Source organism: Paramicrobacterium chengjingii (assembly GCF_011751765.2).
GTDB classification, from domain to species: domain Bacteria; phylum Actinomycetota; class Actinomycetes; order Actinomycetales; family Microbacteriaceae; genus Paramicrobacterium; species Paramicrobacterium chengjingii.
Window position 1 is genome coordinate 1,556,266 of record NZ_CP061169.1, and the last position, 23,298, is coordinate 1,579,563.

24 protein-coding genes are annotated in these 23,298 nt (G+C 60.2%); 18 read left to right on the plus strand and 6 right to left on the minus strand.

Annotation, left to right across the window (positions count from 1 at the left end; genetic code table 11):
• Positions 1-16: 16 nt before the first annotated feature.
• The 3 genes from hisD to HCR76_RS07610 are packed head-to-tail and all read left to right on the plus strand — an operon-like array spanning position 17 to position 2,918.
• A complete protein-coding gene (hisD, locus tag HCR76_RS07600; RefSeq protein WP_166989686.1) occupies positions 17-1,324 on the plus strand; it encodes a histidinol dehydrogenase in 1,308 nt (435 codons plus the stop codon).
• Positions 1,325-1,353: 29 nt separating this feature from the next.
• Positions 1,354-1,839: a transcriptional regulator NrdR gene (gene nrdR, locus HCR76_RS07605; protein ID WP_166989688.1), complete on the plus strand. Its 486-nt coding sequence runs from the start codon at positions 1,354-1,356 to the stop codon at positions 1,837-1,839.
• Between the two features lie 44 nt (positions 1,840-1,883).
• Positions 1,884-2,918: a quinone-dependent dihydroorotate dehydrogenase gene (locus HCR76_RS07610; protein WP_166989690.1), complete on the plus strand. Its 1,035-nt coding sequence runs from the start codon at positions 1,884-1,886 to the stop codon at positions 2,916-2,918.
• Between the two features lie 5 nt (positions 2,919-2,923).
• Here HCR76_RS07610 and HCR76_RS07615 read toward each other — a convergent pair whose 3' ends face one another.
• Positions 2,924-3,505 carry a DUF3043 domain-containing protein gene (locus tag HCR76_RS07615; RefSeq protein WP_244971518.1) on the minus strand — a complete coding sequence of 194 codons (582 nt, stop codon included), beginning with the start codon at positions 3,503-3,505 and terminating at the stop codon, positions 2,924-2,926.
• A 39-nt stretch (positions 3,506-3,544) separates the two neighbouring features.
• Here HCR76_RS07615 and HCR76_RS07620 point away from each other — a divergent pair, with 39 nt between their 5' ends.
• The 5 genes from HCR76_RS07620 to HCR76_RS07640 all read left to right on the plus strand — a co-directional run bounded on the left by HCR76_RS07620 (position 3,545) and on the right by HCR76_RS07640 (position 8,630).
• On the plus strand, positions 3,545-4,951 hold the full coding sequence (locus HCR76_RS07620; protein ID WP_166989693.1) for a dipeptidase: 1,407 nt from the start codon (positions 3,545-3,547) through the stop codon (positions 4,949-4,951).
• A gap of 79 nt (positions 4,952-5,030) precedes the next feature.
• Positions 5,031-5,393, plus strand: coding sequence for an iron-sulfur cluster insertion protein ErpA (gene erpA, locus HCR76_RS07625; RefSeq protein ID WP_166989695.1), 363 nt, complete (start codon positions 5,031-5,033; stop codon positions 5,391-5,393).
• 179 nt (positions 5,394-5,572) lie between these two features.
• On the plus strand, positions 5,573-6,478 hold the full coding sequence (ctaC, locus tag HCR76_RS07630; RefSeq protein WP_166989697.1) for an aa3-type cytochrome oxidase subunit II: 906 nt from the start codon (positions 5,573-5,575) through the stop codon (positions 6,476-6,478).
• Positions 6,479-6,482: 4 nt separating this feature from the next.
• Positions 6,483-8,204 carry an aa3-type cytochrome oxidase subunit I gene (ctaD, locus tag HCR76_RS07635; RefSeq protein ID WP_198248231.1) on the plus strand — a complete coding sequence of 574 codons (1,722 nt, stop codon included), beginning with the start codon at positions 6,483-6,485 and terminating at the stop codon, positions 8,202-8,204.
• A gap of 3 nt (positions 8,205-8,207) precedes the next feature.
• The gene (locus HCR76_RS07640) at positions 8,208-8,630 is read left to right on the plus strand and encodes a cytochrome c oxidase subunit 4 (RefSeq protein ID WP_166989700.1); all 423 of its coding nucleotides are present in this window, start codon (positions 8,208-8,210) and stop codon (positions 8,628-8,630) included.
• Positions 8,631-9,187: 557 nt separating this feature from the next.
• Here HCR76_RS07640 and qcrB read toward each other — a convergent pair.
• The 4 genes from qcrB to ctaE are packed head-to-tail and all read right to left on the minus strand — an operon-like array spanning position 9,188 to position 13,390.
• Positions 9,188-10,807 (minus strand): cytochrome bc1 complex cytochrome b subunit, encoded by a 1,620-nt coding sequence (qcrB, locus tag HCR76_RS07645; RefSeq protein ID WP_166989701.1) that lies wholly within the window; start codon positions 10,805-10,807, stop codon positions 9,188-9,190.
• A complete protein-coding gene (qcrA, locus tag HCR76_RS07650) occupies positions 10,804-11,892 on the minus strand; it encodes a cytochrome bc1 complex Rieske iron-sulfur subunit (RefSeq protein ID WP_166989703.1) in 1,089 nt (362 codons plus the stop codon). Before qcrA ends, qcrB begins: the two co-directional genes overlap by 4 nt.
• A gap of 43 nt (positions 11,893-11,935) precedes the next feature.
• Positions 11,936-12,739, minus strand: a complete 804-nt coding sequence (gene qcrC, locus HCR76_RS07655; RefSeq protein ID WP_166990361.1) for a cytochrome bc1 complex diheme cytochrome c subunit — start codon at positions 12,737-12,739, stop codon at positions 11,936-11,938.
• 36 nt (positions 12,740-12,775) lie between these two features.
• Positions 12,776-13,390, minus strand: coding sequence for an aa3-type cytochrome oxidase subunit III (ctaE, locus tag HCR76_RS07660; protein WP_166990364.1), 615 nt, complete (start codon positions 13,388-13,390; stop codon positions 12,776-12,778).
• A 158-nt stretch (positions 13,391-13,548) separates the two neighbouring features.
• Between ctaE and trpD the strand changes: the two genes are divergently transcribed.
• The 7 genes from trpD to HCR76_RS07695 all read left to right on the plus strand — a co-directional run bounded on the left by trpD (position 13,549) and on the right by HCR76_RS07695 (position 18,497).
• Complete coding sequence (gene trpD, locus HCR76_RS07665) at positions 13,549-14,610, plus strand: anthranilate phosphoribosyltransferase (protein WP_166989705.1); 1,062 nt, start codon at positions 13,549-13,551, stop codon at positions 14,608-14,610.
• Positions 14,611-14,695: 85 nt separating this feature from the next.
• Positions 14,696-15,697, plus strand: coding sequence for a dihydroxyacetone kinase subunit DhaK (dhaK, locus tag HCR76_RS07670; RefSeq protein ID WP_166989707.1), 1,002 nt, complete (start codon positions 14,696-14,698; stop codon positions 15,695-15,697).
• Between the two features lie 39 nt (positions 15,698-15,736).
• Complete coding sequence (dhaL, locus tag HCR76_RS07675) at positions 15,737-16,378, plus strand: dihydroxyacetone kinase subunit DhaL (protein ID WP_166990367.1); 642 nt, start codon at positions 15,737-15,739, stop codon at positions 16,376-16,378.
• Positions 16,375-17,061: a dihydroxyacetone kinase phosphoryl donor subunit DhaM gene (dhaM, locus tag HCR76_RS07680; protein ID WP_166989709.1), complete on the plus strand. Its 687-nt coding sequence runs from the start codon at positions 16,375-16,377 to the stop codon at positions 17,059-17,061. The genes dhaL and dhaM overlap by 4 nt, the downstream gene beginning before the upstream one ends.
• Before the next feature lie 18 nt (positions 17,062-17,079).
• Entirely contained in the window at positions 17,080-17,508 is a 429-nt protein-coding gene (locus tag HCR76_RS07685; RefSeq protein ID WP_166989711.1) for an SRPBCC family protein, read from the plus strand.
• 42 nt (positions 17,509-17,550) lie between these two features.
• Positions 17,551-17,874 (plus strand): hypothetical protein, encoded by a 324-nt coding sequence (locus HCR76_RS07690; protein ID WP_166989713.1) that lies wholly within the window; start codon positions 17,551-17,553, stop codon positions 17,872-17,874.
• Between the two features lie 59 nt (positions 17,875-17,933).
• Positions 17,934-18,497 (plus strand): NUDIX hydrolase, encoded by a 564-nt coding sequence (locus tag HCR76_RS07695; protein ID WP_235934046.1) that lies wholly within the window; start codon positions 17,934-17,936, stop codon positions 18,495-18,497.
• 1 nt (position 18,498) lies between these two features.
• Here HCR76_RS07695 and HCR76_RS17570 read toward each other — a convergent pair whose 3' ends face one another.
• Positions 18,499-19,710, minus strand: coding sequence for a GNAT family N-acetyltransferase (locus HCR76_RS17570; protein ID WP_244971519.1), 1,212 nt, complete (start codon positions 19,708-19,710; stop codon positions 18,499-18,501).
• A gap of 94 nt (positions 19,711-19,804) precedes the next feature.
• On the opposite strand from HCR76_RS17570, the gene HCR76_RS07710 reads away from it, so the two are divergent.
• From HCR76_RS07710 to HCR76_RS07720, 3 genes are all read left to right on the plus strand, one after another.
• The gene (locus HCR76_RS07710; protein ID WP_166989717.1) at positions 19,805-20,209 is read left to right on the plus strand and encodes a hypothetical protein; all 405 of its coding nucleotides are present in this window, start codon (positions 19,805-19,807) and stop codon (positions 20,207-20,209) included.
• Between the two features lie 146 nt (positions 20,210-20,355).
• A complete protein-coding gene (gene helR, locus HCR76_RS07715) occupies positions 20,356-22,497 on the plus strand; it encodes an RNA polymerase recycling motor ATPase HelR (RefSeq protein WP_166990374.1) in 2,142 nt (713 codons plus the stop codon).
• A gap of 108 nt (positions 22,498-22,605) precedes the next feature.
• On the plus strand, positions 22,606-23,283 hold the full coding sequence (locus HCR76_RS07720; RefSeq protein WP_166989719.1) for an HAD family hydrolase: 678 nt from the start codon (positions 22,606-22,608) through the stop codon (positions 23,281-23,283).
• The last annotated feature ends 15 nt before the right edge of the window (positions 23,284-23,298 follow it).

Here is a 23,298-nt window from a genome sequence, read left to right on the forward strand (position 1 = left end):
ATAAGATGAACGGGATATGCTCCACACTATAGATCTGCGTTCTCAAGACCTCAGTCGAACTGAGCTCGTCAGCGTGCTCCCGCGTCCGAATGTTGATGTCACTGTCGCCAGCGAGGCAGCTCAGACGTTGATCGACGACGTCAGGGAGTCGGGCACGGCGGCTCTCCTCGATCAGGCCGAGCGGCTCGATCATGTGCGTCCCGCATCGGTGCGCGTCGATATCCACGCCATTGATAGGGCAGTGCACAACCTTGACGCTTCTGTTCGCGACGCGCTGACTCAGGCCATCGAGCGAGTGCGACGTGCGACAACGGCTCAGGTGCCACCGCAACGTCACACAGAGATCGGGCATGGCGCGTCCATCGTTCAGCGGTGGCAACCGGTCGACCGCGTCGGGCTTTACGTGCCCGGAGGTAAGGCGGTTTACCCATCGAGCGTCATCATGAATGCTGTGCCGGCGCAGGTAGCGGGTGTGCGATCAATAGCACTCGCATCACCAGCCCAGCGCGAGTTCGATGGGGGAGTGCACCCCACTATTCTTGCGGCCGCCGGTCTGCTGGGTATCACTGAGGTGTACGCCATGGGCGGAGCAGGTGCCATCGGCGCGTTCGCGTATGGTGTTCCCGATCTCGGCCTTGCGCCGGTTGACGTAGTTACGGGACCGGGAAATATTTACGTCGCTGCTGCAAAACGACTTGTTCGCGGACAGGTCGGTATTGATGCTGAGGCAGGAACGACGGAGATCCTGATCATCGCGGACGGCACGGCGAACGCCCGCTTCGTCGCCGCTGATCTCCTGAGCCAGGCGGAGCACGATGAGGCAGCGGCATCCATTCTTGTGACGGATTCGCCACGTCTCGCTCACGAGGTGGCCGCGCACCTCGACGCCCTCGTGTCGCTCACGGCAAACGCCGAACGGGCGCGCACAGCTTTGGAAGGCCCCCAATCGGCGGTCGTTCTCGTCTCCGATATCGTGACAGCGGCCGAGCTGAGCAACGCCTACGGCCCGGAGCATCTTGAAATTCACACCCACGATCCGCACGGCACACTCGAGCACATCACATCGGCTGGCGCGATCTTTATCGGACCGTTCACCCCGGTGAGCCTTGGCGACTATATGGCGGGCTCCAATCACGTGCTGCCAACGGGCGGACAATCGAGGTTCTCTTCGGGACTCGGCGCGTACACGTTCCTTCGACCGCAGCAGATCATCGAATACGATAAGGCTGCGCTCGATGTCGTCGCGCGGCCGATTGTCGATCTGGCAAACTCCGAGCGCCTGCCTGCTCACGGCGAAGCTGTCACACAGCGCTTCGAGGAGTGAGCTGACCCCGATAGGGAGTTGGGAAGACTATGCACTGTCCGTTCTGCCGCCACCCCGATTCGCGCGTCATTGATTCGCGTACCAGTGATGACGGCCTCTCCATTCGTCGGCGCCGCCAGTGCCCCGAATGCGGACGCCGCTTCAGCACGACGGAAACGTCGAGTCTCAACGTGATCAAGCGCAGCGGCGTAGTCGAGTCGTTTAGCAGAGACAAGGTCGTCGCTGGTGTCCGCAAAGCTTGTCAAGGCAGGCCTGTCACCGACTCCGATCTCGCTGTGCTGGCGCAGCGCGTCGAGGAGGCGATCCGTCAGACCGGAACATCCCAGATCGAGGCAAACGACATCGGATTGGCGATTCTCACGCCGCTTCGTGAGCTTGACGAGGTTGCCTACCTCCGGTTCGCGAGCGTGTATCAGGCGTTTGACTCGCTTGACGACTTTGAAGATTCGATTGCTGCGCTACGGCGCGAGCACGAGGCCTCAACGACAGCCGATTCAGACAGAGAAGCTCTGTGACGGCACAACAGACTGCGCGGTCCCGATTTCGAGAGGATGCCTGAGTGTATCGTTTTCTGTTTACGGCGTTTCTATCGAAGCTCGATCCGGAAGATGCACACTACTTAGCGTTTTTGGCGATCCGACTCTTGCCGCGGATAGGCCTCGGTGCGCTGGTAGCGCGTTTCACCCGACCAGACCCGTCTCTGCAGGTGACGACGCTCGGGCGAACGTTCTCGTCACCGTTCGGTGTGGCCGCGGGATTCGACAAGAACGCCGAGGCGATCGCTGGCCTCGGTCAGCTCGGTTTCGGTCACGTCGAGGTAGGAACCGTGACGGCACGACCGCAACCGGGTAATCCACGTCCGCGATTGTTTCGTCTCATACCCGACCGTGCGATCGTCAACCGAATGGGATTCAATAACGCGGGAGCAGCGGATGCCGCGCCACGGCTCGTGCGGGCACATCGGCGACGTGCGCGCCCGGTCATCGGTGTCAACATCGGCAAGAGTCGCGTCGTCGACGTTGCTGACGCCACTGAGGACTATGTGGCCAGCTGTCGCATGGTCGCGCGACTGGCGGACTATCTCGTGGTGAACGTTTCCTCGCCGAACACACCGGGGCTACGCGGGCTCCAAGAAATCGACCTTCTCGAGCCGCTTCTCAAGCGACTCAACGAGGAATCCGGTGACACTCCTTTGCTCGTCAAGATCGCGCCAGATCTTACAGACGATGACGTGACACAGATCTGTGAGCTTGTCGTTCGCGTTGGGCTCGCCGGAATCGTCGCCACGAACACGACGCTGTCACGTGACGGGCTTGCGACCGAATCGTCGGTCATCGAGAACGCTGGGGCCGGCGGACTCTCGGGCGCCCCGCTTGCGACGCGTTCGCTTGAGGTGCTCCACCTCATCAGAGCGGCGGTTCCCGCCGAGATGTGCGTGATCTCCGTTGGCGGCGTCGAAAACGGCAACGACGTCGCAGAACGCTGCGCGGCTGGTGCGACGCTCGTTCAGGGCTACAGCGGCTTCATCTACGAGGGGCCGTTCTGGGCCCACCGCATCAACCGTGAGTTGGCAGCCCTCCTTCGGCAGGGCTGAACGGCTCAGCTGGGCTGCTCGCCGCGCGCTACCTGAGGTTTTGGCAGACGAAGTTTGCGCATCTGGATCATGCGCATCGCGGCATACCACCGCACCCCGCGTTCGACTCGTGATTCACCGAACTTCTCGCGAAGGTTCTTGCGAATGCGGAGCCCCGCAAGAACGCATTCGATCACCATGATGAAGAAAAACACCCACAGGGCAAACATCCCGTACACCTGAATCTGCGGGAAAGGGATGAATGTGGCGACGATCACGAGAAACATGAACGGAAGCATGAACTCGCTGAGACTCGTGCGCGAGTCGATCCAGTCACGAATGAAGCGCTTCTGCGGACCACGGTCTCGCTCGGGCAGGTAGCGTTCCTCGCCGTTCGCCATGCCCACACGGGCACGTTCGCGCTGCACGGCCATTTGCTCTCGGCCGCGCTTACGCGCCTCTTTGCGGTCGTTCGGTACGAGGGGGCGCTTGTTCGCAGCAACCTGGTTGCTGCGCTTGGGCGTCGGAGTGCCCTTTTTGCCATCGGCAGCGACAGCATCCTCGTTCTGAACGGTGTGTGGTGTTTCGTCTGAAGTATTCTTGCTCACGTAGTCCTCGGTCGTCGTCGTGCTCTTAAGATTACCTGCATGACTGATTCCAATGAGCATGTCCCAGCCAATGGTGACAATCTGAGCAGGCTCGTCATTGAGAGACTGCCTGAAACCATCGCTGACCTGAGCGCACTCGTGCGTATTCCGTCGGTGTCGTGGTCTGCGTTCGACCCAGCTCACGTGCAGCGCAGCGCTGAAGCAGTCGCCGACCTTGCGCGCTCGACGTCAGTGTTCGACAGCGTCGAGATCGTCCGGGCGCCACTGCCTGGGTCCCGAGAGCTCGGCCAGCCCGCTGTGCTTGCACGCCGTGAAGCGAAGAACGGAAAGCCGACCGTCCTCCTTTACGCACACCACGATGTTCAACCACCTGGACGCGACGACGATTGGGATACCGCACCATTTGAGCCGGTCGTCAGGGGCGATCGTCTCTTCGGGCGCGGTGCAGCCGATGATAAAGCGGGCGTGATGGCCCACATCGCGGCGCTGCGATCATTCGTTGCGCACTACGGTAATGATTTCGACCTCGGTGTCGCACTCTTCATCGAGGGCGAAGAAGAGTTCGGATCGCGTTCCTTTGCCTCGTTCCTTGACCAATACCGGGACGCTCTCGCTGCCGATGCCATCGTTGTCGCCGACTCGGATAATTGGGACATTGACACACCAGCCCTGACGGTCAGTCTCCGAGGTAACGTGACGTTTCGCTTGGGAGTTCGCACGCTTGATCACGCGTCACACTCAGGAATGTTCGGCGGCGCCGTTCCCGACGCGATGATGGCGAGCATCCGTCTTCTCAACTCGCTCTGGCACGAGGACGGGTCGGTAGCGGTCGCCGGCTTGACGGAGCATGACGCAGGGACGCCGGAGTTTGACGACGCTCAACTTCGCACCGACGCTGCTCTTCGCCCCTCGGTTGCTCCCATTGGTGAGGGAAGCATTCTCAGTCGACTCTGGAACAAACCGGCGATCACGGTCACGGGAATGGATGTTCCAGATGTGGGGAGCGCGTCGAATACGCTGTTGCCGCAGGTGTATTCCCGCGTGAGCGCGCGAATTGCACCAGGCCAGAAGGCCGATGAAGCGTTTGCGGCGCTGAAGGCTCACCTGGCTGAGAACGTTCCGTTCGGTGCAGAGATCACGATCGACGAGGTCGACACGGGAAGCCCGTTTCTCGTCGACACGCGAGGCCCGATTGTGGCCGCGACTCTCGAATCGATGCGCGAGGGGTGGGGGACAGAACCGGTGAGCACAGGCATTGGGGGATCGATTCCCTTTGTCGCGGACCTTGTCACCGCATTTCCCGGCGCAGAGATACTCATTACCGGAGTCGAGGATCCCGATACTCGAGCCCACAGCCCTAATGAATCGTTGCATCTCGGAGTATTTCGACGCGCCATCGTCACCGAGGCTATCCTGCTGTCGAAACTGAACGAATCGCATGCATGAGACTCGACATATTCACGAACAAGGCGAGTAGCATGGCGGAAGATCCCCATCCCGGGGCACATACATCGCGAGGAGAGTCATGAGCGACACACTGACCACTCAGAACCCGACGAAGGCGCACGGAGTCGAACTCACCGACACGGCGTCGTCGAAGGTGAAGAGTCTTCTTGAGCAAGAGGGGCGAGACGACCTCCGTCTGCGGGTGGCAGTTCAACCTGGCGGATGCTCCGGACTCATCTATCAGCTCTATTTCGACGAGCGCCAGCTCGATGGCGATGAAACCGTCGACTTCGGCGGCGTTGAAGTGATCGTCGACAAGATGAGCGTGCCGTACCTGGACGGCGCCGTCATCGACTTCGAAGACACCATTCAGAAGCAGGGCTTCACAATCGACAACCCGAACGCAGAGGGAAGTTGCGCCTGCGGAGACAGCTTCAGCTGATCTGAGCAATTATTTCCCGGGACGGGGCAGGCGGAAATCACGTCTGTCCCGTCCCTTTTGCAATGGAGCGCCCGAAGTCGATCATTTTTTGCGCGCCGCGAGCCGACGGTGGTGACGCGGCTCGTTTAATATCGGGCTAGACTGGGCTGTGAATTACCAGTGTCTTCGAAAGGTCCCAGGTGCGCTCGAATAGACGACTCCGCTGGGCTGCCCTGCCAATCGGCATCGCTCTCACAGTGATGTTGGCAGGTTGCACGCAAGCAGAGCTTCACGGTTATCTCCCCGGCTTCATTGAGGGAGAGAAGGCTGTGACCAACCACGCCGACACAGTAGCTACGCTGTGGACATCCTCATGGATCGTCCTTCTCGGCGTCGGACTGCTGACGTGGGGCCTCATCATCTGGGCGATCGTCGTCTACCGGCGACGCAAGGGACAGACGGGGCTTCCGCCGCAACTTCGCTACAACATGCCGATCGAAATCTTCTACACGGTCGTGCCGCTGATCCTCGTCATCGGAATGTTTGCATTTACCGCGCGTGATCAAACCGCCATTGAAACGCAGTACAGCGACGACGAGGCCGACGTTGTGGTTGAGGTCTATGCGAAGCAATGGGCGTGGGACTTCGTTTACGACGATGCCGTGGACGGCAACCAGGTCTGGAGCGCCGGCGTCCAGGCCGACGAGGGCGACAACGGGACGATCAACCAGGAGAAGCTGCCGACGCTCTACCTTCCGGTTGACTCGAAGGTAAAGATCGCGCTCAACTCGCGCGACGTGGCTCACTCGTTCTGGGTCATCGACTTCCTCTACAAGAAGGACATGTACCCGGGTAAGACCAACTACATGTCGTTTGAGACTCAGCGTGAGGGTACCTACGCAGGCAAATGCGCGGAGCTGTGTGGCGAGTACCACTCGCTGATGCTGTTCAACGTGAAGATCGTCTCTCAGGCGGAATACGATGCGCACCTCGCCGATCTCGCAGCACAGGGACAGGTCGGGGACTACGGCTCGGAGTACGACCGTAACCAGAACATGCCCGACAACGAGAAGTCGTCGGTGGACAAGAGGGAAGAGGGGGAGTAGACCGTTGACGACTGTAACGGACTTGCCCGAAGGGCAGGCAAAGGTGGTCAACCAGTCACGGGTTGAGCACAAGGGCAATATTCTTGTCAAGTGGATCACCTCGACGGACCACAAGACCATCGGGTACATGTACCTGATCGCATCGTTCATGTTCTTCTGCATTGGCGGCGTGATGGCTCTGATCATCCGCGCGCAGTTGTTCGAGCCAGGACTTGAACTTGTTCCGACCAAGGAACAGTACAACCAGCTGTTCACCATGCACGGAACCATCATGCTTCTCATGTTCGCGACTCCGCTCTTTGCCGGTTTTGCGAACGTCCTGATGCCGCTTCAAATCGGGGCGCCGGATGTAGCGTTCCCTCGCCTCAACGCTTTCGCATTCTGGCTTTTCCTCTTCGGCAGCCTGATTGCGGTTTCCGGGTTCTTGACCCCTCAGGGAGCGGCCTCCTTTGGCTGGTTCGCCTATACGCCACTGTCGAGTACGACGTTCTCGCCGGGTGCCGGAGGTAACCTCTGGGCGCTTGGGCTGAGTATGTCCGGTTTCGGAACCATTCTCGGAGCGGTGAACTTCATCACCACCATCGTGACGATGCGCGCGCCGGGCATGACCATGTTCCGCATGGCGATCTTCACCTGGAACACGCTCATCACGTCGCTCCTGATCCTGATGGCATTCCCCGTTCTTGCGGCCGCGTTGTTCGGGCTCGCCGCAGACCGCGTCTTCGATGCGCAGATCTTCAATCCCGCAAATGGCGGTGTGATTCTCTGGCAGCACCTCTTCTGGTTCTTCGGACACCCGGAGGTGTACATCATCGCGCTGCCGTTCTTCGGCATCGTGTCAGAGGTGTTCCCTGTCTTCAGCCGGAAGCCCATTTTCGGGTACAAGACTCTTGTCTACGCGACGATTTCGATTGCCGCACTGTCGGTAACCGTGTGGGCTCACCATATGTACGTCACGGGGTCGGTGCTTCTACCGTTCTTCTCGCTGATGACGATGCTGATCGCGGTGCCAACCGGAGTGAAGATCTTCAACTGGATCGGAACGATGTGGCGAGGCTCCATAACGTTTGAGACGCCAATGCTCTGGGCGATCGGCTTCTTGATCACCTTTACATTCGGTGGTCTCACTGGCGTGATCCTTGCCTCGCCACCGCTTGACTTCCACGTTTCCGACACATATTTTGTCGTCGCGCACTTCCACTATGTGGTCTTCGGAACTGTCGTGTTTGCCATGTTCTCGGGCTTCTACTTCTGGTGGCCGAAGTGGACGGGCAAGCTTCTGAACGAGCGGCTCGGCTACTGGCACTTCTGGCTGCTGTTCGTCGGGTTCCACACAACTTTCCTCGTGCAGCACTGGCTCGGAGTCATGGGCATGCCGCGACGGTATGCAACGTACTCGCCAGAGGATGGCTTCACCTGGATGAACCAGCTGTCGACGCTCGGAGCGATGATTCTCGCAGTTTCGATGATTCCATTTTTCCTCAATGTCTACATCACAGCTCGTCGCGCGCCCAAGGTGACGGTCGACGACCCCTGGGGCTACGGAGCGTCGCTCGAATGGGCAACGAGTTGCCCGCCGCCGAGACATAACTTCACGTCGATCCCACGCATCCGCTCTGAGCGTCCAGCGTTTGACCTCAATCATCCGGAAACAGTGATGCCGATGCCTCAGGCCGCAGTCAGCTCATCAGCTGCCCCTTCTGATGCACAGCGAGAGGACAACTGACCGATGGTCGCAAATATCAGGATTTTTTGGATTATCTGTGTCTTCTTCTTCATCGTCAGCGCGATGTATGCCGTGTGGGGCATTCTTGATCCCCTTCAGGCAGGCATTGAGTGGGCCGGAACGATTGCCCTTGCTCTCGTGGGAGTTCTCGGCGGCCTGATCGCGTTCTACCTCGGCCTTGTGCACCGTAATCAGGGAGGCGTTCTCCCTGAAGACCGGGTCGATGCCAACATTGACGACGGTGACCCGGAGCTCGGGCACTTCAGCCCGTGGAGCTGGTGGCCGATTTTTCTCGCCGGTTCTGCTGGCCTTGTGCTTATCGGGCTCGCTGTCGGGTTCTGGATTTCGTACATCGCCGTCCCACTTATCGTGATTGCCCTCGTGGGTTGGGTCTTCGAGTACTACAGAGGCTATTTCGCGCGCTGACGCACGTCACACGAATGGTATGAGGCGGCGATTCTTCGGATTCGCCGCCTCATCGCTTTCTCCGCGGCCGGTTCGGGGTGTGGTTCGAGGTGTACGCGACACTGTGCACGGCCCTCAGGCAACTTCCTGAGGCCGTTGAACAACGCAATTCCATACCAGGCGGGCTCTCGATTGATTCGGCAGCCGTCGCCTCGACAGACTCCTTGTTCATTAATGTCGATACCAAGACGTCGCTCGTCAACGAGCTCTAGTGGCCGTGAACATGTGACGGTATCGCCGCAACGGTCGAAGCTGGCGTTCGCAACAAACAAGCTCGGGCTTGACCGAGACTCTCGTTTCACGCCTTGCCAACGGCACGAACCGTCGCCTTCAATTGCATCGGCAGCGCTATGCCCTCAACGATGTCCATATAACATCTCGGGGGAGACTCCATGGTGATGCTTCGAGTGCACCCCCGTATGGCACGAAGCGCACGGCACTGGTTTTGCGGCTGGTTCTCTACAAGAAAGAGGGCCGCGTCACGACGAATCGTGACCCGGCCCTCTGAACCTGCGTTGTCAGTGGTGGTCGTGCGACTGCTCGATTTCAGCCTGCGAGACCGGAGAAATGCGGTCTTCGAAGAACCACCGGGACAGGGCAGCGCGGAATCGCTGACCGGTCGTGATCTTTCCACGTGAGTTTGGGCGGATCATGAGCGGCTTGTAGCTGTCCTGGCTCACGAGCTTCCAGAGTTCGTATTCATCGACGGGCTGGTGAACCTCGATGTATTCCCCGCCGGGAAGCCGCACGATGCGTCCTGATTCGTACCCGTGTAGCGCGATCTCGCGGTCCTTCTTCTGAAGTGCCAGGCAGATACGCTTCGTGACGAAATACGCAACGATCGGCCCGAGGATCAGCATCGCCTGAAGACCATGGATAACGCCCTCCATGGTGAGCTGGAAATGCGTCGCGATCAGGTCAGAGCTTGCCGCTGCCCAAAGAGCCGCGTAGAACGTGACTCCGGCTGCGCCAATAGCGGTGCGGGTCGGCGCGTTGCGCGGGCGGTCGAGCAAGTGGTGCTCGCGCTTGTCGCCAGTGATCCAGGCCTCGACGAACGGATAGATCAAGACGAGAACGATGAACAGCCCGAGCGCAAGCAGGGGAATGATGATGTTGAATGACCAGGTATGGCTCAACCAGACGAACTCCAAGTGCGGTGGCACAAGGCGCAACGCACCGTCGGCAAAGCCGATATACCAGTCGGGTTGGGTTCCGGCCGACACCGGTGACGGGTCGTAGGGGCCGTAGTTCCAGACCGGGTTGATCGTAAAGAGCGAAGCGATGAGCGCGATGACGCCAAAGACGATAAAGAAGAATCCACCTGCCTTGGCGGCGTAAACCGGAAGGACGGGGAAGCCGACGACATTGCGTTGTGTCTTGCCCGGCCCAGGGTACTGGGTGTGCTTATGAACCACCACGAACATCAGGTGAAGTGCGATGAATAAGACGACGATTGCCGGCAACAGCAGAATATGCAACGTATAGAGCCTGCCGACAATCTGGTCGCCAGGGAACTCGCCGCCGAAGAGCAGATATGACGTCCAGGTGCCAATCAAGGGGATGCCCTTGACCATTCCGTCGATAATTCGCAAGCCATTCCCTGACAGGAGATCGTCAGGCAGCGAGTAACCGGTGAAGCCTTCGGCCATCGCGAGGATGAACAGCACGAAGCCAATCACCCAGTTGAGTTCGCGTGGTTTGCGGAATGCGCCGGTGAAATAGATCCGGAGCATGTGCAGGCCGATTGCAGCGACAAAGAGCAGTGCCGCCCAGTGGTGGATCTGCCGCATGAGCAGTCCGCCGCGAATGTCGAATGAGATGTCAAGCGTCGAAGCCATGGCGGCAGACATCTCGACGCCCTTGAGCGGAACATATGAGCCGTCGTAGTGGACCTCGGCCATTGACGCTTGGAAGAAGAACGTCAGGAATGAGCCCGATAGCAGAATGACGACGAAGCTGTAGAGAGCGACCTCTCCGAGAAGGAACGACCAGTGATCGGGAAAGACCTTTCGGCCGAACTCCTTGACGGCAGCTGAGATGCTCGTGCGCTCGTCGATATAGTTTGACGCCGCAGCGGTGAATCCCCCGGAGGACTTCTGAGCCTCAGGGGATGACGTGGTTGCTGTGGTGGTACTCAATGACGCTCCCAGAAGCTCGGTCCGACAGGCTCGGTGAAGTCGCTCTGTGCGACGAGGTAACCCTCGCCATCAACAGCGATCGGAAGCTGCGGAAGGGGACGTGCTGCCGGCCCGAAGATGACCGCACAGTGGTTTGTGACATCGAACTGTGACTGGTGGCACGGGCAGAGCAGGTGGTGCGTGCGCTGCTCATACAGCGCGACAGGGCAGCCGACGTGAGTGCAGACCTTAGAGTAAGCGACGATACCGTCGTATGACCATGACTTGCGCTCCTCGGTCTCGTTCAACTGATCAGGCTGCAGACGCATCAGGAGGACAATTGCCTTTGCCTTCTCTTCAAGCATTCCATCGGAGTGCGAAATGTCGGCGAGCCCATCGGGAATGACATGGAAGGCGGAACCAAAGGTGACATCGGCCGCCTTGATCGGCGCACCATCCGGGTCGCGGGTGAGGCGTGTGCCCTTTTCCCACATGGTGTGGCTGAGAAGAGCGACGGGCTCTGTGTCTTTTCCTTCGGGTGCAAGCCCCCGGAAGAGCGCGATAGCCGGAAGGGGGAAGGCAATGAGCGCACCGAAAAGCGTGTTGCGAATCATGGAGCGTCGACCGAAACCAGATTCCTTGTTCGCAACGTCGAATACCTCGACAGCTGCCTGACGCGTGTCATCGCTGCCACGGACGGGATGCCGAATATCAATTGCCTCTTCGTCGGCCATAAGCGCTTTGCCCCAGTGCACAGCACCGATTCCCAGTGCGAGGAGCGCGAGAGCGATGCCGAGCCCGATGAAGAGGTTGTTGAGTCGCACAGACCCCATGTCCCCGGGGTTGATAGGGAAAGCCATATACGCGGCGACGGCCCAGACGCTGCCGACGATCGAAAGATAGAAGAGCGTGTAGACGGTGCGTGCCGCGCGCTTTTCCTTCTTCGGGTCAAGATCGGTAACGCGCTTCCGGTGAGCGGGTAGACCGGGATTCTTCACCGCATCCGGTGCCACGACGGCGGTGCCGGTGGATGCACCCGGCACTGCGATGTGGGCTGACGAGTCGTCAGCGGCGAGCTCCTTGCCGCTGTTGTCGTCCTGTGCCATTCTGCTCCTTCTTACAGGTTTTCGTTTGTGTGATCGGCCAGCGTTAGTTTGACTTCGCTGTGATCCACACAGTGATCGCGACGATGCTTCCGAGCCCGAAGATCCAGATGAACAGGCCCTCGGAAACGGGCCCGAGCGAGCCGAGTCCGAATCCGCCAACGGATGGTGTGTTCTCCATGTACTTCAGTGCAGTGATGATGTCGCGCTTGTCTTCGGGGGAGAGATTGGCATCGTTAAAGACCGGCATATTCTGCGGTCCGGTGACCATTGCCTCATAGATGTGTGCCTCGGTGACACCAGTCAGTGGCGGCGCGAACTTGCCTTCCGTGAGCGCGCCGCCGGCACCAGCGACGTTGTGGCACATGGCGCAGTTGATGCGGAACAACTCAGCACCGTTTGCCGCGTCGCCCTGTGCATCGAGGTATTTTTCCTCGGGGACGGCCGGCCCAGGTGCAAACGAGGCGACATATGCGGCAAGAGCTGCCGTGTCGCTCTCAGTGAACTGCTTGGGCTTGACGCGTGCCTGCGGGCCCTGCATCTGCAGCGGCATCCGGCCTGTGCCGACCTGGAAATCGACGGAGGCCTCACCGACACCGAGAAGCGAGGGCCCGTCTGACGTACCCTCGAGGTTCATGCCGTGGCACGTCGCGCAGTTGGCAGCGAAGAGTTTTTCGCCGTTCTCCAACTGTTCTTGCGATGACGGAGCCTTTGTTGACTCGTCTGCCGACGCTGTGGCGGAGCTGAAGGCAGCGTAAGCGCCGCCTGAGAAAAGAAGGCCGATCGCAATGAGTGCGACGTTGGCGAGAGGGTGACGACGCCCTCTCTTAGACACCTTCGCCGTGGCCATACCTGAACGTGACATACGCGCTGTCTGCTCCGAAATCTATTGAAGAACGTAAATGACGAGGAAGAGGCCGACCCACACGACGTCGACGAAGTGCCAGTAATACGACACGACGATGGCGGTGGTCGCCTCCTTATGAGCGAAAGTCTTGACGGCATAAGCGCGCCCAATGACGAAGAGGAACGCCAGCAACCCACCGGTCACGTGCAGTCCGTGGAAGCCTGTTGTCAAGTAGAACGCCGAACCATAGGCGCTGGACGATAATGTGATGCCCTCGCTGACGAGTGTCGCGTACTCCCAGACTTGACCGCCGACGAAGATGGCGCCAAGTGCGTAGGTGAGGAAGAACCATTCGACCATTCCCCACTGAGTTGGCTTCCATCCAGTTGCCCGGGATTGCATGCGCTCAGCGGCGAAGACTCCGAACTGGCAGGTGAACGACGACGATACAAGGATCAACGTGTTCACTGTCGCGAACGGGACGTTGAGAACTTCGGTCGAAGACTCCCAGAGGACGGGGGATGTGGAACGCAGTGTGAAGTAGATGGCGAAGAGACCAGCGAAGAACATCACTTCGCTGCCGAGCCATACGATGGTTCCGACCATCACGGCGTTCGGCCTCTTCAACGCAGCTGCGCTGGGGGCATAGTTCATTGAGGTGCTCGTCACGATTCCATTATGGCCGATATTCGGCGGGATTTTTTGCACGACGAGCCGAGGAGCATCCGGATGACCCTTATGTGCCACTTAAAGTCGCCCGTTAATCGCCTTTGAGTTCTGATCACCCGTGGGACATCGATAAGATCAGCGTCATGTCTGATCGAATTTCATGGCCGCAGATCCTCACTCAGCTTTTGGCGCGAGAAAACCTCAGTGTTTCCGAGGCGACGTGGGCGATGCAGCAGATCATGACGGGCGATGCGACCGAAGCGCAGATCGCCGCGTTCACCGTTGCCCTGCAGGCGAAGGGTGAAACCGTCGACGAGATTGTCGGCTTCCGCGACGCCATTCTTGCTGAGGCTGTCGAGCTTCCTGCAGATTCCATGGCGCTCGACATTGTCGGCACCGGTGGCGACCGCTACGGAACGTTCAACATTTCTTCGACCGCGTCGATCATCATTGCGGCGGCGGGAGTCCCCGTGATCAAACACGGGAACAAGGCAGCGAGCAGCAAATCCGGATCAAGCGACGTACTCGCAGCTCTGGGGATTGACCTGAGTCTGAAGCCCGACGATGTTGTTGGAGTTCTTGAGGAGGCGGGCATCACATTTGCCTACGCCGCCGCGTTCCATCCCGGATTCCGGTACGCGGGAAATGTGCGGTCCGAACTCGGCATCCCGACTGTGTTCAACTATCTCGGGCCGCTCTGCAACCCGGCGCGACCAGAAGCCTCGGCTGTTGGTGTTGCGCAACTTGACCGCGTGCCCCTTATCGTTGGTGTGTTTCAGACTCGCGGTGCAACGGCACTCGTCTTCCGTGGCGATGATGGTCTCGATGAACTCACGACGACGGGGCACTCGCACATCTGGGAGGTGTCGCGTGGTCTGGTCACAGAACACGATCTCGACCCCAGAGACCTGGGTATCACGCTCGCCTCGATCGACGATCTGCTCGGAGGAGATGCGGACTTCAACGCCGATGTGCTCCGACGTGTGCTTGCCGGAGAGAAAGGCCCCGTTCGAGACATCGTCCTGTTGAACGCTGCTGCCGGGATGGTCTCCTACCGCCTCGAAGAAGACCCGGCTCAGTCCGAGCGCCGGATGGTCGATCGGTTCGCAGAGCAGCTCGAGATCGTCACGGACGCCGTCGATTCCGGCGCGGCGACAGCGAAACTCGGTGCGTGGGTCGCAGCATCCGCTCGTCGGTCGGCGTGAGACCTACCCGAAGCCGCAGCAACAGCGTAGGTTGAATTGGGAGGCCTGCCCCGGCCCGCACAGCTAACGCTGAAGGAGAGTTCCAATGAAGAAGCTCATCAATGACCCGAAGGATGTTGTTGCTCAGTCTGTCGAAGGCTTCGCCGACGCGCACGCAGACATCGTCCGTGCAGAGTTTGATCCGACGTTCGTCGTCCGGGTAGATGCCCCCGTCTCAGGAAAAGTCGGAATCGTCAGCGGTGGAGGCAGCGGTCACGAGCCGTTGCACGCTGGTTTCGTGGGTTTTGGCATGCTGGATGCCGCGGTCCCTGGCCCCGTATTCACATCGCCGACCCCCGACCCGATTCTTGCCGCGACGAAGGCCGTGGATGCTGGTGCAGGCGTGCTGCACATCGTGAAGAACTACACGGGTGACGTGCTCAACTTCGAAACCGCCGCAGACCTTGCCGAGGCTGACGGAATTGAGACGGAATCTGTTGTTATCGATGACGACGTCGCTGTGCAGGATTCCCTCTTCACGGCCGGTCGGCGCGGAGTGGCAGGCACGGTGCTCGTGGAGAAGATCGCCGGCGCGTCGGCGCAGCGCGGTGACTCGCTTGCTCAGGTCGCCGACATGGCCCGCCGTGTCAATGCGAACGTTCGCACAATGGGAGTCGCGCTCACACCGTGTGTCGTTCCACATGCGGGGGAGCCGAGTTTTGAGCTGGCTGACGATGAAATCGAGATTGGGATCGGTATCCACGGGGAGCCCGGACGAGAGAAGATCGCTCTTGAATCCGCAGACCGCATTGTCGATCGGTTGCTTGAACCGATTCTCGCCGACTTGCGCATCGAGAAGGGCGACAATGCGCTTCTGCTGGTGAACGGCATGGGTGGAACGCCGTTGATTGAGCTGTACATCGTCTATAGGCACGCCGCGAAAGTCCTCGCGGACAGAGGAGTCACCGTTTCGCGAAAGCATGTGGGAAACGTGACAACGTCGTTGGAGATGCAGGGCGCATCGATCTCGGTTCTCAAGCTAGACAGCGAGTTTGTTGAGCTTTGGGATGCTCCCGTGCAGACGGCAGGACTTCGCTGGGGACGTTGACGTGATGCGCGAGAGACGATCGAGAAACGGAGTGAAATGATGACGGTCAATGCTTCATGGGTGCGGGCCTGGTTGGACAAGAGCGCCACGGTGATCGCTGAGAATCGTACGGAGTTGATACGACTCGATCGCGAAATTGGGGACGGTGACCATGGCGAGAATATGGATCGAGGCTTCCAAGCGGCGAAAGCAAAGGTTGACGACTCGACAGACGAGGCTGTTCCCGCCAACGTTCTGAAGTTGATTGCATCAACGCTCATCTCCACGGTCGGCGGTGCGGCGGGCCCGCTCTATGGCACGGCATTTCTGAAGGCATCGGGAGCGGTTGCAGGCAAAAATGAGTTGGGGCCCGCGGAGATCGTCGACCTGCTGACGGCAGCACGCGACGGAATCGTGCTTCGAGGAAAAGCTGAACTCGGCGACAAGACGATGATCGACGCGTGGACACCCGCTGTTGACGCGGCATCGAAGGCAGCGGATGCCGGGGCAACCGCAGGAGCTGTCTTAGAGGCCGCCGCACAGGCCGCCGAAGATGGGGCGGCAGCCACCGAACCTCTCGTTGCGCACAAGGGCCGTGCGAGCTATCTGGGAGAACGGGCCGTTGGTCACAGAGATCCAGGCGCACAGTCAACGGCACTGATCCTGCGCGTTGCCGCTGATACTGCGAAGGAAGCCGAATGACCGTTGGACTCGTGATCGTTTCTCACAGCACGAAAATCGCGCAGGGCACCGTTGACTTGGCGGCTCAGATGGCGCCCTCCGTGAAGCTGTGCGCGGCGGGCGGAACGGATGACGACGGTATCGGGACGAGCTTCGACAAGGTATCAGCTGCGCTCGGCGACGCTGACACGGGTGATGGTGTCGTCATTCTCTGTGATCTTGGGTCGGCTGTGCTCACGACGGAGACGGCGCTCGACTTCATGGATGACGACCAGCGTGGGCGAATAACTGTCGCCGACGCGCCCATCGTTGAGGGTGCCGTTGCTGGTGCCGTGGCCGCTGAGACGGGCGGCGACGTGGCTGCCGTTGTGTCGGCGGCCGAGCACGCCGGCCGTGGTGGACTGAGCAGTCCACCGTCGGTCGTTGCGGAAAGCAATTCTGGACTAGGTGGTCCCGAGCGGCGAACTGTCACCCTTGTCAATCGAGACGGCCTCCATGCCCGACCGGCAGCAGATTTTGTGAAGCTGGCGAGCGGATTCGATGCGCGCATCACCGTAAACGGCGTGGACGCAAAGAGCCTTCTCGGAATCATGTCATTGGGACTCGTGAAAGGGCGTGATGTGGAGCTGGCAGCGGAGGGTTCCGAGGCCAGCAAAGCGGTCACGCAACTGGCAGAGTTGATTGAAAGCGGTTTTGGCGAGTAGTGACGGTGGAAGGAAATCATGGTTGATCGAGCTGGTACGGGACGGCTCGGCGGTGTCATTCGCGACGTGCTTCGCCCGCGACATGAGGTCTGGCGACTCTGGAGCGAACCAGAGTTCATCCGCCGTTGGTTCTGGGAGTCATCGTCGGACACCGAGGTGGAGTTTGTCGCTGAGGTCGGCCAGCGCTGGCGTGTGGTCACCTCGGATGTGTCGGTCGGTGGCCAGATCACGGAAGTCGTGCCGGGTGAGAAGCTCGCCTTCACGATGCGATGGGCGGGCGACACGCATACGCTCGAAGTGGATGTCAGGCTGCTCGATGATCACGCCGGTGGCACCACGATCGAAATCAGCGAGTCAGGGTCTGTGAGCGAAGCTGAACGTGACGAGCACGTGGCCGGATGGGTCGCTAGTCTCGCCCGTATGACGAAGATCGATTTGTCTCAATAGCATACCTGTGACCAATCTGTCAAAATGAGCTAGAATGGGGGCATGGTTCCTACAGAGAAGACTCGTGATGGAACGGGCAGGTACGACCGATTCTTCCGACGGGTCGAAGACAAATTAGTACCCGTGATGGGCCCCGCCACTGTCGGTCCCTACGACGACATGCACGAGTTGGATCTTGAGGACTCGTGTCCGATCTGCGGGTATGTCATGGCGGATCACAGTGTTGATCGCTCGACCGACAACGCAGTTCTCAATTGCCCAGTCGAGGTCGAGCCCGTGGCGAATGACACGTCGCCGTTGAACGAGCTCGGCATGCCGACTGAGTCAGCGCGTCGCCGCGCTGCGAAACACGACGCTCGCATCTGACCGGATATCGTTCCCCACCTGTCCGGTCGATGCCCGCGTTGTGGGTCATACTGGGTGACGTGTCTGTGCCAGAGTCGTTCTCGAGAGTGAAAAGTCTCTCTCATCAGCTTGCCGCGTGGGTGCCGCTCTCTGCAGAGCAAACGTATCGCCGTCAGGAGTACCTCGCGTTTCTCTCGGAACTGGGGGAGGCCTCGCTTGTGCGTGATTGTGGCCCTGAGCACGTCACCGCGAGCTGCTTCGTCTTCGCACCGGACCTCGAGAAGGTGCTTCTGTGTTTTCACAAGAAGGCGCGGTTCTGGGTGCAACTTGGCGGCCACATCGAAGCCAACGACGCCACGATTGCGGATGCTGCGAGGCGGGAGTCGCACGAAGAGAGCGGACTCGACGACATCCGGATGCTTTCAGACGCCCCCTTCGATGTCAATCGTCATGAGCTCGCATCGGCGTTTGGCCGATGCAGACGTCATTGGGACGTCGGATTCGCGGCTGTGGCAGAGGGCGAGCCGCGGGCCAGTGACGAGAGTGAAGATGTGGCCTGGTGGCACGTTGACGACCTGCCGAACCGTGTTCCGTGGGACTTCAGGGTGCGTGTGGCCAACGTGCGCGCGGAGCTTGCTCGTTGAGCTAAGCGTCGAGAACGGCCCAGGCTTGCTGCGCGCGATCATCCGTGGAAAGAATGCTCCCTACCCAGTCGTCCTCGCGCCCGTTGCGACCTCGTGAAGCGCATCTTCGTACGCCCTCGAAGCGGAACCCCGACCGTTGTGCCACTCGTGCCGAACCGCGATTTCCGGCGAACGCACGCCATTCGACGCGCTCGAGTTCGAGGGTGTCGAACGCGAAATTGAGCACGGCCGCAACGGCTTCGGTGAGGTAGCCGTGCCCGCGGTGCTGGGGTGCCATCCAATAGCCCAGATTCGCTGAGCCGTCGGCGATGTCGTCCAGTCCAATGACTCCGGCGAACGCGCCGTCGACCTCGAGTGCCCATGTGCATCGTTCGCCCGTGATCCAGCCGTCTTCGCAGAACGTTGTGACGTATGCGACAGCGTGTTCACGTCTGTAGGGAACAGGAACAGGAACGCGTCGTTGTACTTCGGGGTCTTGGCATGCATCGGTGATGGCGTCGACATCGTCGAGAGTTGGGCAGCGCAGCGCAATTCGCGATGTTGACAATCGCGTGTCGTGAACGTCTCGGGCCTCGATCGTTGGAACCGTGGCGACGATGTATGCCTGAGGGTTACGCTCTGGCGGTGCGGCAGCCTGCACGGCATTGAGCTCAATGGCGAACCCTGCCGACTCGAGTGCCGCAATGATGGCCTCGGGCGAGTGTCGAATTGCAACGTAGTCAAGGTCGTTATGACCGTATGCGCTGGCGATTGGCACGCTCTGCGATGCTCCGGCTTGAAAGCTGAGGAGGAGCACTCCGTCGGGGGAGAGTGCCCGTCGAAACTCGCTGGCGATGGTCGAGAGTTCGTGCTCGGGGGTGTGGATGATCGAGTACCATGCGACGATGCCTCCGAGGGACCCATCGGCATAGTCGAGCTTCTCAAGCGTGCCAACGCGAAAGGCTACGTTGGGATGACGTTGCCGGGCCTCGGCGATCATGCCGGGGGAAAGGTCGAAGCCCGAGACGTCGACACCGCGCCCGGCGAGATAGCCTGCGACGCGGCCGGGGCCGCATCCGGCATCGACGACGTGACCGGTAACACGGGAAGAGAAGTCATCGAGAAGGTGTCGATGTAGGGCGCGCGCAACAAGTTCTGTGTGCAGGAGGTCGGCATAGTCAGACGCGACGCGATCGTAGGCGGCGCGCGTGCGCTCATGGTGCGAAGTCGGCATCCGTTCATTTTACGGTGCGAACGAGTCTGCAACGCCGTTCACACGGCCGTATCGAATCGTTGACCTGATGTTCAGAAGCGACTAGGTTGAGTTAATGGTTAGTAACGTCGCTGCCGGTCACGTTTCCCGCATGCCGGGCACGGAGTCTGGCGTGCGGCGACGTGACTCGCGCTCTTTCGCGACAGCGGCAGCGATCATCTATGGTTTCGCGGGCTTCGCCATTCCGCTACTCGGATGGTTCGCCGGTCTTGCCCTCGTCTGGGCGTCGACGCGGCTGAGCAGGCGGGCCAAACTGGTGTCGGCGATCGTGCCAACGGCGTTGATGCTCCTCGTCGTGATCGCCGTGGCTGGAGCGAGTGCCGCGCACGCGGCGGCCCAGGTGAGCGGATCGGTGTCTGCAGTGCCGAGCGGCTACGACATCGCGTGGTCAGGGCTGGCGGTCGTTGTTGTCGTGACCTCGAGCCTCGGACTGTGGCTGGTGCACTCACTGCGACAGTGACGGCCGTCCGTGCCGACACACGGACACGAGTAAGACATGACAAAAGGACGTCTGCGCACGATACTGTGCAGTACGTCCTTACATAACCAGTCTATACCCCGGCAGGGGGCTTGCGGCAAGGGCCCCCTCGTGTCACATAATCGTCTATCGTGGCTCAGACAATCAACGCGTTTAACCTGCCCGATCGTCTCTTGGCGAAAAACGATGCAGCGCTCATTGGCGCTGACGAGGAGCATTTCGCGGCGGTTTCCGCAACGCTCGAGCAGACGATTCTCGATCTCGAGGCTCGCCTCAGAGACGTGCGGCTCGCGCCGGGAGGTATCGGCCAGGAGGCGATGGACCGTGATTTAGACGCACATCGACTGCAGGCGCGGCTGCGAATGTTTCGACGCTTCAGCATGGATCTGTGTCTTGGACGAATGATTGTCGAGGGCGAATCCGAGCCCCGATACATTGGACGTTTTGGACTGACCGATGCTGCGGGCCGGCGCCTGCTCATGGATTGGCGGGCTCCGGCAGCTGGGCCGTTCTTCTCGGCAACCCACGCGAACCCAATGGGGCTGAGCAGCCGCCGGCGGTACCGGTGGGTCGGCGGAAGGGTGAGCGACTACTGGGATGAGGTGTTTGCCGGCGATACGGGAGAGAATCGCGCGGCACTCGATGATCAGTCGGCTTTTATCGCCAGCCTCGGCACCAGTCGTTCGCCGCGTATGCGCGACGTGCTCAGCACGATCCAGGCCGACCAAGACGAGATCATCCGTGCCGGCTCGTCGGGCGCCCTCATTGTCGACGGAGGCCCGGGAACAGGCAAGACAGTCGTAGCTCTGCACCGCGCCGCCTATCTGCTGTACTCCGATCCTCGGTTAGGTGAGGGACGAGGCGGTGTGTTGTTCGTCGGGCCGCATCAGCCATACATCTCCTACATCTCCGACGTGCTGCCGAGCCTTGGCGAAGAGGGCGTGCAGACCTGCACAGTGAGAGATCTTGTCGCCGAGGGGCAGGATGCTGTTGAAGAATTCGATTCGCGCGTCGCACACCTGAAGTCTTCACTCAACCCGACAACTGTGATCGAGGCGGCGGTGGAGTATTACGAAGAACCGCCTCACAATCGAATGCTCGTTGAGACAGACGAGGGCGACGTTCTGGTGACGCCAGACGACTGGGCAGACGCCTTCGACGCTGTCGAGCCGGGGCTGGGGCACAACGACGGTCGGGAGCAGGCATGGACTGAGCTGCTCGAGATTCTGGCGAGCAAGCTCGGTGATGGCGACGACCACGTGCGTGCTGCGCTTACTCAGAACATCCAGCTTCGCCGCACGTTCAACCGCGCGTGGCCCGTGCTCGACCCGGCTGGAGTCGTGGGCGACCTCTTCTCGGTTCCCGCGTACCTGCAGCTGTGTGCGCCATGGCTCACGCGTGAGGAGCGTGAACTGCTGCGGCGCGATGACGCGCGAGCGTGGACCCTCTCGGACCTTCCCCTGCTGGATGCTGCGCGCCAGCGCATTGGCGACCACGAGGAGTCTCGGCGCCGGCGCCAGCGTGATGCGGTTACGGCAGCGGAGCGCGGGCGCATGGCCGATGTGATCGACGTTCTGATTGCTGCAGACGACGACGGCGAAGGGCTCGTCACGATGCTTCGGGGGAGCGACGTGCAGAACAGCCTCGATGACGAATCGGTTCTGCCCGAGCTTGTGCAGGATCGCCTGGCGGGTCCGTTCGCCCATGTGATCGTCGATGAGGCTCAAGAGCTCACGGATGCGCAGTGGAACATGCTGCTTCGGCGGTGCCCCTCTCGCAGCTTCACGATCGTCGGTGATCGGGCACAGTCGCGCCACGGGTTCACGGAGTCATGGCAGGAGCGAATGAGTCGTGTCGGAATCACGAATGACTCTCAGAAATCACTGACCGTGAACTACCGCACGCCGGAGGAGATCATGGTCGAGGCGGAGCCGGTTATTCGCGCTGAGCTTCCCGACGCAAACGTTCCGACGTCGATCCGGCGAAGCGGCATCGAGGTTGAGCACGGTGTGACCTCGGAGCTCTCGACGATTCTCGAAGGGTGGCTTGCGCATCACGATGAGGGAACGGCCTGTGTGATCGGGCATCCTTCATTCACGGGCTCCGATCGTGTGCGCTCGTTGACGCCGGAGCTGGTCAAGGGCCTCGAGTTCGACCTCGTCGTGCTCATTGACCCCCACACCTTCGGGGCCGGCATCGAGGGTGCTGTGGATCGCTATGTCGCAATGACGCGAGCCACAGAGAAGCTCGTCGTGCTGACGAGTGAGTGACACGCGCATCATTGCCCTGAGTCATCGGTGCTCACGTTTGTCTCCTCCGTTCGCAACGATAGCGCGGGCTCCGACAGAACACAGGGGTCCGACGAGTAGTCTGAACGGATGGCGCTCATCATGTTCGATCTGGATGACACTCTCGTCGATCAGAAGGCGGCAGCTCAGATGTGGGCAACTGAGTTCGCCGATGATTGGAATCTGACGGCCGACCAGGCAATGCACCTCGCGGATGCTCTCGACGATCGTCGGCCCAAAGACGAAGTATTTGCCCGTGTGATCTCGGAGTTCTCACTCGCGCTCACCGCGGATGACGCGTGGCGCGCGTATCGTAACCGCATGCCGGAACTTGTCAGATGCTCAGACGATGACAAAGCGGCTTTGGACGTGCTTCGCTCGGAAGGTTGGAAGCTCGGCATCGTCACGAATGGCATGCGAGACAACCAGGAAGGCAAGATCCGTGCAACGGGCCTTGACCGACTTGTTGACGGTTGGGCGATCTCATCGGTCGTTGGTGCACGAAAACCCGATCCGCAGATTTTCGAATCGATGTCTCGGCAGTTGGGGGAGCCGCTGTCGGGTTGGGTCGTGGGCGACAGTTTGGAGATGGATGTCATCGGTGGAAGCCGTGTGGGACTCAATACAATCTGGCTCACGACTGATGTCACGGAGCTAGCCCGACACGATGTGGAGCCGACATTGATCGCGCCGACTGTTGCGTCGGCCGCACGCTCAATCGTGTCGAACGGCAATGGCCAAAGCGGGCTCCGCAACGAGCCAATCTAGGATACTGATCTGACA